Source organism: Streptomyces sp. HSW2009 (genome assembly GCF_040240285.1).
GTDB lineage: Bacteria > Actinomycetota > Actinomycetes > Streptomycetales > Streptomycetaceae > Streptomyces.
Window position 1 is genome coordinate 1 of the sequence record NZ_JBEHZD010000232.1, and the last position, 11,550, is coordinate 11,550.

General features: G+C 72.9%; 10 protein-coding genes. 7 read left to right on the top strand and 3 right to left on the bottom strand.

The window, feature by feature from the left end; all coding sequences use genetic code 11:
• Positions 1 to 595 precede the first annotated feature (595 nt).
• Positions 596 to 1,519: a TauD/TfdA dioxygenase family protein gene (locus AAHZ94_RS18160; RefSeq protein WP_349994009.1), complete on the top strand. Its 924-nt coding sequence runs from the start codon at positions 596 to 598 to the stop codon at positions 1,517 to 1,519.
• A 288-nt stretch (positions 1,520 to 1,807) separates the two neighbouring features.
• On the opposite strand, the gene AAHZ94_RS18165 is transcribed toward AAHZ94_RS18160, so the two are convergent.
• Positions 1,808 to 2,191: an STAS domain-containing protein gene (locus AAHZ94_RS18165; RefSeq protein WP_349994010.1), complete on the bottom strand. Its 384-nt coding sequence runs from the start codon at positions 2,189 to 2,191 to the stop codon at positions 1,808 to 1,810.
• A gap of 317 nt (positions 2,192 to 2,508) precedes the next feature.
• On the opposite strand from AAHZ94_RS18165, the gene AAHZ94_RS18170 reads away from it, so the two are divergent.
• Entirely contained in the window at positions 2,509 to 3,969 is a 1,461-nt protein-coding gene (locus AAHZ94_RS18170; RefSeq protein ID WP_349994011.1) for an SDR family NAD(P)-dependent oxidoreductase, read from the top strand.
• Between the two features lie 181 nt (positions 3,970 to 4,150).
• On the opposite strand, the gene AAHZ94_RS18175 is transcribed toward AAHZ94_RS18170, so the two are convergent.
• Positions 4,151 to 4,894: a L,D-transpeptidase gene (locus AAHZ94_RS18175; RefSeq protein ID WP_349994012.1), complete on the bottom strand. Its 744-nt coding sequence runs from the start codon at positions 4,892 to 4,894 to the stop codon at positions 4,151 to 4,153.
• 521 nt (positions 4,895 to 5,415) lie between these two features.
• On the opposite strand from AAHZ94_RS18175, the gene AAHZ94_RS18180 reads away from it, so the two are divergent.
• The 4 genes from AAHZ94_RS18180 (at position 5,416) to AAHZ94_RS18195 (ending at position 9,524) form a co-directional block, all read left to right on the top strand.
• Positions 5,416 to 6,096: a thiaminase II/PqqC family protein gene (locus AAHZ94_RS18180; protein WP_349994013.1), complete on the top strand. Its 681-nt coding sequence runs from the start codon at positions 5,416 to 5,418 to the stop codon at positions 6,094 to 6,096.
• A gap of 172 nt (positions 6,097 to 6,268) precedes the next feature.
• On the top strand, positions 6,269 to 6,793 hold the full coding sequence (locus AAHZ94_RS18185) for a pyridoxamine 5'-phosphate oxidase family protein (RefSeq protein WP_349994014.1): 525 nt from the start codon (positions 6,269 to 6,271) through the stop codon (positions 6,791 to 6,793).
• Between the two features lie 926 nt (positions 6,794 to 7,719).
• The gene (locus AAHZ94_RS18190) at positions 7,720 to 8,766 is read left to right on the top strand and encodes a helix-turn-helix domain-containing protein (protein ID WP_349994015.1); all 1,047 of its coding nucleotides are present in this window, start codon (positions 7,720 to 7,722) and stop codon (positions 8,764 to 8,766) included.
• An 86-nt stretch (positions 8,767 to 8,852) separates the two neighbouring features.
• Positions 8,853 to 9,524, top strand: a complete 672-nt coding sequence (locus AAHZ94_RS18195) for a dioxygenase family protein (protein ID WP_502964706.1) — start codon at positions 8,853 to 8,855, stop codon at positions 9,522 to 9,524.
• Between the two features lie 254 nt (positions 9,525 to 9,778).
• On the opposite strand, the gene AAHZ94_RS18200 is transcribed toward AAHZ94_RS18195, so the two are convergent.
• A complete protein-coding gene (locus tag AAHZ94_RS18200; RefSeq protein WP_349994016.1) occupies positions 9,779 to 10,039 on the bottom strand; it encodes a UBP-type zinc finger domain-containing protein in 261 nt (86 codons plus the stop codon).
• 111 nt (positions 10,040 to 10,150) lie between these two features.
• Between AAHZ94_RS18200 and AAHZ94_RS18205 the strand changes: the two genes are divergently transcribed.
• The coding region (locus AAHZ94_RS18205) for a cation:proton antiporter (RefSeq protein WP_349994017.1) at positions 10,151 to 11,550 on the top strand (1,400 nt) is incomplete at its 3' end.

Below are 11,550 nucleotides of genomic sequence, written 5' to 3' on the forward strand. Positions count from 1 at the left end.
GCTGCCGCGGCAACCGCCCGCCCCCCGCGGGGGGGGCCGCGGGGGGGGGGGCCGCCCGGGGGGGGGCGGGGGGGGGGCCGGGGGGGCGGGGGGGCGGGCGCGCCGCAGCTCCCGGCCGCCGTTGACGCCCCGCGCGGGCCGCTGCGACGCTCCCGGCCATGCCCGACCCGACCCCGTACCCCGCCGCGCGGTGCCCCGCGGCTGCGGCGCGGCGCAGTCCGGGCGTGTGTCGCCGCCGCCCACCCGCCGCACCGCGCTGACCCGCCGCGCCCGGCGACCGCCGCCTCCCGGCCCGCCCCGGGAGCCGCCTCGGCGCCCCGGCCCGGCCAGATCGTCGCGCCACCGCGGCCGGGCAACCCCCACCCATCGAAAGGGCACCGCGATGACCACCGCGCCCACCAACCCGCAGCCCACTCACCCACGGCCCACGCACCCGGGGTCCAGCGCCGCGGCACAACCAACCACCACGCCGCAGCCCACCGCCGGAAGGCCGGACGTCCCCCGGCCGGGCCCTGCAAGTTCAGACACCGCAAGGCCGGACCTCACAGGTTCGGACACCGCACCGCCGGCCGGCTCCAAGCACCCCGCCGCCGGCGTGGCAGGCGTACGCGTCACCCGGCTCAACGGCCGGATCGGCGCGCTCATCGAGGGCGTACGGCTCGGCGGCGACCTGGACGCCGCCACCGTGGCCGCCGTCCGCGCCCACCTCCTCACCCACAAGGTGGTCTTCTTCCGCGACCAGGACCATCTGGACGGGCCGCAGCACGAAGCGTTCGCCCGGCTCGTCGGCACCCCAGTGGCCCACCCCACCGTCCCCTCGGGCGACGGTCGCTACGCGCTCAGCATCGACTCCGCACACGGCGGCCGGGCCAACCAGTGGCACACCGACGTCACCTTCGTCCCCGCCTACCCGGCCTTCTCGATCCTGCGCGCCGAGGTCATCCCGCCCTACGGCGGCAACACCCTGTGGTCCAACACCGCCGCCGCGTACGCCGAACTCGGCGAGCCGCTGCGCACCCTCGCCGACGGGCTGCGGGCCCTGCACTCCAACGAGTACGACTACGCGGCCAGCAGGCCCGATGCGAACGACGCCCAACTCGCCCAGTACCACGAGGTGTTCACCTCCACCTCGTTCACCACCGAGCATCCGGTGGTACGGGTGCACCCGGAGACCGGCGAGCGCGCCCTGCTGCTCGGCAACTTCGTCCAGCGCATCAAGGGGCTGCCCAGTCGGGACTCGCGGTTGCTCATCGAGCTGTTCCAACACCACGTGGAGCGTCCGGAGAACACCGTGCGCTGGCAGTGGCGGGCCGGCGACGTGGCCATCTGGGACAACCGGGCGACCCAGCACTACGGGGTGGACGACTCGGGAGACCTGCCGCGCACCCTGCGGAGGATCACCATCGACGGTGACGTACCGGTCGGGGTGGACGGGCGGCCGAGCGTGCTGGTCAGCCCGGCACGGGTACCCGCGCCGCCGTTCGGCCCCGCCGCCGGGGCCTCTACCGCCACGGCCTGATCGGCGGTTGATCGGCGGCTGGCCGCGCCGGGGGAGGGGAGCGGCGTCCGCGGGAGCGGTCGGCCGCTGGGGCCGGTGGGGCGGGGTGGCCGGCGCTGGGCCGGCGGCGCGTCTCTAGAGGGCGCGGGCGGGGTGGGGCGAGGGGCCGGGGCGTGCCCGCCCGGCCCGGGCCAGCCGGGGAGCCCGGGCCGGGAATCCGGGGCTGGAGCGTACGGGGCTCCGTCGGCGGCTCGCGGGCCACGGGCGCGTGCCCGGGCCGGCCGTCACGGGTCCCCGGTGGGGAAGGGTTCAGGAGGCGGGGACCTCCGCGGCGCCGTCGGAGTGCGAGAGCGCGTCCGAGACGCTGTCGTGGATTAAGAAGACCTCGGTGAGCCGGGTGGCGCGGAGCAGCTTGAGCGTGAAGGGGTTGGTGACCACCACCCGCAGCAGTCGCCCCCGCCGCCGCAGCCGGTTGGCGAGCTGGCACAGCGCCCCGAGGCCACTGCAATCGATGAAGGTCACCGCCGTCAGGTCGATGACCACATCCGGGTGCTGGTCAAGGTCCTGACCTGCGAGGAGATCGCTGTTGGGGGCCGCGGCGAGGATGTCTATCTCGCCGTGGAGCTCGATGACCAGGAACTGCTGGGCGGTCCAACGCCTGATCGCGTAGGGGAGTTCGTACTGCTCGGACATGGGGCGCTCCCTCGCCATAAATGGCGGGTCGATGGTCACTCTGTGTGACGGATTTTCCGTCGCCTGGGGTTCGGAGTGGGGTGTTCTCGTGTCGTTCATTCGCCGTATCCACTGTGAGGGCTGAGGCGGCTACCAGGGATGATGCCCAATTCGACGGTGATCTACCGTGGAAAGGGGAACTTCTTGTGCCAAATCTGCGTTACAGCCGATGATTACTAAGAGTTGCCACCCTGTGGGGCGGGTTTGGCGAAGACTCGCCCCCCTACGTACAGTTCGGGGGTTTGCTGGTGGCGCGAGGCCGAGGGACGGTAGCGGCGATGACGGTGGCTGAAGAAAGCCCGACCGAGGAGCAGGGGATCGACCCCGAGCGACTCGCGGCCTGTCTGAGCGTGCTCGCAGAGCTCGATCGGCTGCCGATCGACCACCCGGACGCGATAGCCGTCCGCCGCGCCACCGCCGGAATCTACCGGACGGTCAAGCAGCGCCGGCGCCAGGAGCGCCGCGCCGCCAAGACAGCGCACGACAAGTCCGTCACCGAGGCCACGGCCACCGGCGCCGCCGACCGCATCGACGACGAGACGATGGGCATCCCGCTGGCCGCCACCGCGGGCACGGAGATCGTCGGCGTCCTGGAGCGCCCCCGCTCCTGCTACATCTGCAAGACGCGGTACACCGAGGTGGACGCCTTCTACCACCAGCTGTGCCAGCCCTGCGCCAAGGAGAACCGGTCGCGGCGCGACGCCCGTACGGACCTCACCGGCCGCCGCGCCCTGCTCACCGGTGGCCGCGCCAAGATCGGCATGTACATCGCGCTGCGGCTGCTGCGCGACGGCGCGCACACCACCATCACGACGCGCTTCCCGCACGACGCCATCCGCCGCTTCAAGGCGATGCCCGACAGCGCCGACTGGCTGCACCGGCTGAAGATCGTCGGCATCGACCTGCGGGACCCGGCCCAGGTCGTCGCGCTCGCCGACTCGGTGAGCGCCGAAGGCCCGCTGGACATCCTGATCAACAACGCCGCCCAGACGGTCCGGCGCAGTCCGCGCGCGTACGCGGAGCTGATCGCCGCCGAGGACGCCCCGCTGCCCGCCGGCGAGCTGCCGGCCAAGGAGGTCTTCGGCCTCTTCGGCAGCGGCAGCCACGCCGCGCTGCCCGGCCAGGTCGACCGGTCCGGCGAGCTGACCCCCAACTCGATCACGGCGCTCGCGCTGACCAGCGGCTCGGCCTCGCTCGCGCGCATCGAGGCCGGCACCGCCATCGACGCCGGCGGCCTCGTGCCCGACCTGGACGCCAGTAACAGTTGGGTGCAGCGGGTGAACGAGGTGGACCCGCTGGAGCTGCTCGAAGTCCAACTGTGCAATGTGACCGCGCCGTTCGTGCTGGTGAGCCGGTTGCGGCCGGCGATGGCCGCCGCCGCGGCGCGCCGTAAGTACGTGGTCAACGTCTCCGCGATGGAGGGCCAGTTCAGCCGCGGCTACAAGGGCGCGGGACACCCGCACACCAACATGGCCAAGGCCGCCCTCAACATGCTCACCCGCACCAGCGCCCAGGAGATGCTGGAGAGCGACGGCATCCTGATGACGGCCGTCGACACCGGCTGGATCACCGACGAGCGCCCCCACCCCGACAAGGTGCGGCTCGCGGCCGACGGCTTCCACGCACCGCTCGACCTGGTGGACGGCGCGGCCCGGGTCTACGACCCGATCGTCCGCGGTGAACTCGGCGAGGACCTGTTCGGCTGCTTCCTCAAGGACTACGCGCCCTCGGCCTGGTGACACCCACCCGCGTCGCCGCGGCGGGTGCCCCTGCCAGGGCGACGCGGCAGCGTCCCGAACCCCGAACACCGCGGCCGGAACGCACCGTTGGCCCGCACCGTCCTGGTGCGGGCCAACGTCTTGGAGCGGCCGATGTGGGTGGGTCAGGCTCCGCCGGGCGCCGGTCCCACCGCGGGGCGGATCAGGTGCCGGGCTTGCGGCCGTACACGAAGGTGTCGTCGCCGTTGCGCAGCAGGCTCCAGTACTTCTTCGCGTCCGCGGTGCGCATGTTGATGCAGCCGTGCGAACCGGGCGCCGACCAGACGTTGCCGCTGATCGAGTGGAACGCCTGCCCACCGTCGAAGAACTGGCTGTACGGCATGCGCACGTGGTACAGCGTCGACATGTGGTTGATGTTCCGCCAGTAGATCTTCTTGGCGCCGGTACGGGTCTCGTGGCCGTTGCGGCCGGTGCGCACCGGCACCGGGCCGTACACCAGCTTCTTGCCGTCCTGGACCCAACTGAGCTGCCGGCTCAGGTCCACGCACGCGATGCGGCCCCGGTTGGTGGGGCACTTCTTCGCCTTGTTGGGGTTCTTGCCCGCGGCCCGCTGCTTGCTCACCAGATCGATCATCGAGCGGGTCACCGGACCCGCGTAACCGATGTTGGGCGAGATGGCGTGCGCCGTCTGGAAGTTGCGTATGGCCCGGCAGTCGGCGGCCGACTGCTTGCCGTCGACCCGCAACCCGAGGAACTTCTCGGCCTGCTTCTGGTACGGCCCCGCCGTGGCCGTGCACGCGCTCGCGGCCTGCGCGCTGCTGCTGCCCAATGCGACGCTGAGCGGCACCGTCAGGCTGGCGATGCCCAGCAGTACCCCCGCCCGACGGCCCACGCTGCGGCGTCTGGCGCCGGGCGGACCCTGCTCGTTGTTCTCGTTCACCCTCATGCCCCATATGACTGTTCATATGACCCCTTGGTTGCCGATGATCTGCCATCAATCTGAGGGAAATTTTCGTTCCGGACCTGCACGGTCACCGGCCGCGGCCCGCGCGGGGTACCGGCGGCCGGCACCGCGGGCGGACGCGTAACGGGCCGCACGCCGCGCCGGGTTCGGCCCGCCCCGTACCCCGGGCCACCGACCCGGCCCCGGCGCTGCCGCCGCAGGTGACGGCAGCCGCACCGGCAGCGCGACGTGCGCCCGCCGGACACGCCGGCATGAGACCGTGGGCCCGCGCAGGATGCAGGATGCGGTGCGCATACGGAGATGGCTGCGGCGCGGATGCAGCTACGGATGCGGCGCAGCCAGGGACACAGCGCACGGCCAGCGCAGACGCGAGCGTAAGAACAGGCATAAAAGCGGACGCTGGCGCAAGAACAGAGCACGAGCGCAGACCCAGACCGGACCGAGACCCAGACCGGACCGAGACCCGGACCCGAGCGGAACCACGACCCACGGGAGGCCAGGCGATGACGGTGACCGCGGCGGAGCGACTGGAGTCGGCGGTACGGCAACTGAAACCGCCCGCCGGGGCCAACCGCCTGGTGCCGCTCGTCGTGGCGGGGCGCGCACCCCTGACGGCGGTCGCCGTGCTCGCCCTGGAGCAGTACCGCATCATCGACAGCGACCGGCGGGCCTTCCTCCACCTGGCGCAGCGCTCCACCGGGGAGCCCGCCATCGGCACCTTCTTCACCGCGATGGCCGACGGCGAGTACATCGCCATGACCCGGCTGCACCACCTCGCCACCGCCTGCGGCCTGGACGAGGCGGCGGTGCGCGGCTACCGGCCGCGCGCCGGCTGCCAGGCGTACCCCGCCTATCTGGCCTGGCTCGCGCTGAACGCCGAGCCCGCCAATGTGGTGCTCGCCCTGGTGGCCAACTTCGTCGCCTGGGGCGAGTACTGCGCGGCGATGTCCCGCGGGCTCCGCGAACACTACGGATTCACCGCCCGGGCCTGCGGCTTCTTCGACTTCTTCGCCCAGCCGGAACTCGGCGACGGCGAGCGGGCGCTGGCCGCGGTGCGCGCCGGCATCGACAGCGGACAGCTCACGGAGGCCGCCGACCGGTACGGGCAACTCGTCCTCGCCTACGAGCTGATGTTCTGGAACACCCTCGCCGACGTCGCCGCCGAACAGCACCCACCGCACTGATCGGCCGACGCGACCCGTGCCCTGCCACGAGCACGCGCAGAAAGAGAAGCAGAAGCAGGAGCACGCGCCGCGCCCCGCCATGTGCGTGCACGCAGCCCCGCGCCGAGCCCCTACCCGAATGCACCCGTAAAGCCAGACAGCAGGTGTCAGGTATCGGCGGGAGCATCGCGGCATGACAACGCGTTGGAACGATGTGTGCCAGGCCGCACCGCAGCTCGCGCAGTGGGTCCAGGCGCGCTTCGCACCCCATGAACACCACGTACTGGCGACGCTGCGGGCCGACGGGTCGCCCCGGGTGAGCGGCATCGAGGTGGACTTCGGTGGCGGCGAGGTCTGGCTCGGCATGATCTGGCACTCCCGCAAGGCCCTGGACCTGCGCCGCGACCCGCGCTGTGCGGTGCACGTCAACCCCGGCGCGGGGGCCGATGAGCTGCGCGCGGGGGACGCCAGGCTCAGCGGCGTCGCCGTCGAGGTGCACGAGGGCGAGGCCCGCGCGGCCTACGTCGCCCGGCTGGGGCCCCCGCACCCCTTCCACCTCTTCCGCATCGACGTCCACGAGGTGACCCGCACCTGGAACGGCGAAGGCACCCTGCAACTCCAGAGCTGGCGGCCGGGGCCCGGGCTGCGCACCTTCCGGCCGCATGAGCGGGCGGCCCCCGCGGCGGCGCCGGCCCCGGGCGGCGGCCGGCGCCGGTAGCCGGCCCCGTGCCGTGTCGCGGGCCGCCCTGACGTGGGAGTAAATGGGGAAGGAAAGGGCAGCCGGTCGGTGACGGGCGGATTGTCCGTGCACGCGATCTCCAGGAGTCTGCTCATGGCGTACGACATGACGGCGATGACGGTGCCCCCCATTCATCCGGAGCCCGTACCGCCCGGCACGCCCGACCCGGTCCCACCGCCCCCCACCCCGCCGCCGGGCCCGGGACCGGGTCCCGCCCCCGGGCCGGTGCCCGGGCCGATCCCGCCGATGCCGCCGGACCCGGCGCCTGGGCCCACTCCGGGCCCGGAGCCGGTCCCCCAGCCGGACCCGGTCTGACCCACGGCCGGACCCGGCGCGCCCCCCCGCGCCCCGCGGCTTCCGAGGGCGCCCGCGCCGGGCCGGCCAGGCTCCTTCTCCCTCTCTCTTCTTTCGCCGCCCGCTGGCGTACTGCGGCGCGTCTTACGAGGTTCCGGGGTTCCGGGGTTCCGAGCCTTTCGGGGCTTCCCGGGCCTTCGGAGTTACGGGCCCGCCGGGCGGGCGCGGCGATCTCCGGGGCCGTCGGACCCTGCGTGCCGGCGGCACCGGCCCGTCCCGTACTCCCGGCGGAACCGGCCGGTCCCGCCCGCCCGCCCCGCCCTCCGGGGGTGGCCGGATCTAGCCGTGCCCGCACCGCAGCCGCCGCGGACCGTAGCGCCCCCGACCTCGGGCTCCGGCGCGATCCGCCACCCCCGTGCACCCGCCTCCACCCGGCAGGACCGATCTGGGGCGGTTCGCGCTAGCTGCTCCCTTTACCGGAGTGAACCAAGGAAACAACGGGCTGAAATCATGGGTTTCGCAGGCCAGTTGGCGGTCTAGTCTAAGGCGGGGCATAGGGCGACGGCATGAGGGCGCGCGAGCGCGCTGAGCAGAACGGAGCATGACCTGCCATGCCCACATCGTCCACGGACCTTTATGGCGTGCCAGGCGAGCAGGCGGGCTGCACGCCCGACGCCACCCCCCTGCCGCTGCACCGCCTTGAGGTGCCGGCCCCCAACGTGTTGCCGTTCGCGATCGGTACGTTCGACACCATCGGCCCGCTGTCCAGGGCCGCGTTCCCGCACCGGCACACGTTCTACGAACTGCTCTACGTCACCTCGGGGACCGGAACGCATGTCATCGAACAGGTCCCCTGGCGACTACGACCACCCCATCTTTCGATCATCGCACCAGGTCAGGTGCATTACTGGGCCGGAGTGCGGGACCTGCAAGGCTGGGTCGTGCTGTTCACCGACGACTTCCTGCTCGCGCACCCGGGGGACCGGACCGCGCTGCGCAGCCTCGCCGAACGGCCCTGGCTACACCCCGACCCGGCGACCGCGCCGGCGCTGGCCGCGCTGATCTCCGACATGGGCCGCGAGTTCCGGGACCGCGAGGACGGCTTCATCACGGTGTTGCGGTCCTACCTGCACGTACTGATCGTGCGTGCCCAGCGCCTGCCGGGCGCGCTGCCGGCCAAGGAGGAGGCGGTGGGCCGGCCGTCCGCCGTGGCCCGACAGTTCGCCCACCTGCTGACCATGCACACCCGCGCCGGGTCCGAGCAGGGCCCGCTGCATGCGGGCGGCACCGGCGGTCGGTCGGCCGCGGTGCGCGCCACCGTGGGGGCCTACGCCACCCGCATCGGCGTCTCGGTCGGCTATCTGACGGAGGCTGTCAAGCGCACAACCGGCCGTACTCCGGGGCAGATGATCAGGGAAGCGGAGATCCGCGAGGCCAAACGGCTGCTGGCTGCCACCGGCATGACGGTCAGTCAGGTCGCACGCGAGGTGGGGTTCTCCGACCCGGCCTACTTCTGTCGTTTCTTCCGGCGCGAAACGGGCGTCAGCCCGGGGGACTTTCGCCGCCAGGCCGACCGGGACCCCCTGCCACCGGCGGCTTCTCGGGTTACCGGACGGAATCACCACGTTCGCCGAATCGAGTCCATCGACCGGCCGTGAGCGCTCCGCATAAGTTCAGTCCCGCTCGTACGGCCAGCACGACCGGCACGACTCACCCCCATATCAGAAACCGCGGGAGGAACACCGTGGAAGGCGAGAACACCCAAGAGCCCAGGAACGAGGGCACCCGGCGCGGCATGACGCGCAAGACCCTGCTGAAGGCAGCGGTCGCGGCGGCGCCGCTGCCGTTCGTACTCGGCGGCGTGTCCTGGGCGCGCGACGACCGGACGCCCTCCGGGCAGCCGCTCGCGCCCACCCCGTACTGCGACGACGGCGACGCGCCGACCCGGCCGCAGATGGAGGGCCCCTACTTCAAGCCGCGGTCGCCCGAGCGCGCCTCGCTGCTTGAGCCCGGCCTCCAGGGCACCAAGCTCACGCTGACCGGCTACGTCTTCGGCCTCGCGTGCCGGCCCATCGCCCACGCGCTGCTCGACTTCTGGCAGGCGGACGTGCGCGGCGCCTACGACAACCGCGGCTTCCGGCTGCGCGGTCACCAGTACACCGACGCCAATGGCGCCTTCACGCTGGAGACCATCGTCCCCGGCCTGTACCCGGGCCGCACCCGGCACCTCCACGTCAAGGTGCAGGCGCCGAACCGGCCCATCCTCACCACGCAGCTCTACTTCCCGGGTGAGCCGGGCAACAACTCGGACTCGATCTTCCACCCGTCGCTGCTGATGAACGTCTCCAACGGCGGCGGTGGCAAGCTCGCGAAGTTCGACTTCCTGCTCAACGTCAACCAGCGGGCCGGTCGCTGACCCAGGCCGGTTGAGCACTTGACCACCTGAGCACCACCACCGGTGCCGTATGCATGCCCCTGCATCACTTCCCCATCCGCCGCGCGGCGCGGCTGGTGCGCACGCGTCGCGCGGTTGGGGCACGGCTCGGTGGGACGGGGGGGGGGGGGGGGGGGGGGGGGGGGGGGGGGGGGGGGGGGGGGCCCGCGGCGCGTGGCCCGCGGTGCGCGGCGTGCCTGTCCGGAAACTTCAGGAATTCAGGGCGCGGTCTGGCCTCAGAGCAGCATCTGGTCGACGAAGCACCAGCGCCAGTCCTCGCCCGGTTCGAAGGAGCGCATCACCGGGTGGCCGCTCTCCGTGAAGTGCGCGGAGGCGTGCCGGAGCGGGGACGAGTCGCAGCAGCCCACGTGGCCGCAGGTCAGGCAGAGGCGCAGATGGACCGGGTGAGTGCCGGCCTCGACGCACTCCAGGCAGGTCTCACTGAGGGCAGCGGGCGCAGGGCGGGGCAGCTCGGCGTTGTGCGGGCATTCACTCATGATGGCCAGATTAGGCTGGTTTGCCCCGCCGTGAGCAGGTGGCGGGGCAACGGCGCGGGCAGGGGCGCGTACGGGGCGTACGGGCCGGGACGATGCGATGGGCGTGGGTCGATGGACGTCATTCCGCTGCTGATGCTGGTCGCGGGCAGCGCGGCGATCGCGGGCGCGGCCCGCCGTACCCCGATCTCGGGGCCGTTGCTGCTGGTCGCGGCCGGGCTGGTGGCCTCGTACCTGCCGGGCGTGCCCGATTACGTGCTGAATCCGCACGTCGTGCTGCCGCTGTTGCTGCCGCCGTTGCTGCACACGGCGGCGCTGGACAGCTCCTACCTCGACCTGCGGGCGAACGCGCGGTCGGTGGCGCTGCTCTCGGTGGGGTACGTGCTGTTCGCGACCCTCGCCGTCGGCTGGATCGCCTATCTGGTGGTGCCCGGTCTGCCGCTGACCCCGGCGCTGGTGCTCGGGGCCGTCATCGCGCCGCCGGACGCGGTGGCGGCGACCGCCATCGCGCGCAAGGCGGGGCTGCCGTCCCGCATCACCACGATCCTCCAGGGCGAGTCGCTGGTGAACGACGCCACCGCCATCACCGCGTACAAGGTGGCCCTGGCCGCGGCCGGCGGCGCGGGCGCCACCTGGGGTGCGGGGGTGCGGGAGTTCCTGGTGGCCGCGGTGGGCGGGGTGGGGATCGGCGTGCTCCTGATGGTGCCGCTGCACTGGCTGCGCACCCGGCTGCGCGAGCCCCTGTTGCAGAACACCCTGTCGCTGCTCATCCCGTTCGTCGCGTACGCGGTGGCCGAGCAGGTCGAGGCGTCGGGGGTGCTGGCCGTGGTGGTGGTCGCGCTGCACCTCGGGCACCACCTGTGGCAGGTGGACTTCGCCACCCGGCTCCAGGAACACGCGGTGTGGGCGATGGTCTCCTTCGTCCTGGAGTCGGCCGTCTTCGCGCTGATCGGCCTGCAACTCCCGGTCGTGGTGCGCGACCTGTCGGGGTACGGGGTCGGAGAGGTGGCCTGGTACGCCACGGCGGTGTTCCTGGCGGTGGTCCTGGTGCGGTACGCCTGGGTGTTTCCGGCCACCTTTCTGCCGCGGCTGCTCTCGGCGCGGATCAGGGCGCGCGAGCCCGACGTGGACTGGACCGCGCCGGCCATCGTGGGCTGGGCGGGGATGCGCGGCGTCGTGTCGCTGGCCATCGCGTTCTCCATCCCCACCGCGGCGCACGGCGGCGACCACTTCGCCGACCGCGACCTGGTGCTGCTGCTGACCTTCTCGACGGTGATCGGCACGCTGGTCGTCCAGGGCCTGACGCTGCCGGTGCTGATCCGTGCGCTGCACCTGCCGGGGCGCGACGTACAGGCAAAGACGCTGGCCGAGGCGCAGGCGCAGAGCGAGGCGTCACAGGCGGCGGACCCGCGCCGGGGGGGGCCGGGCGGGGGGCCCCCCCCCCCCCGCCCCCCCCCCCCGGGCGCCCCCGGGGCGGCGGGCGGCGAGCGGCGGCGGCACCCGCGGGGGGGGCG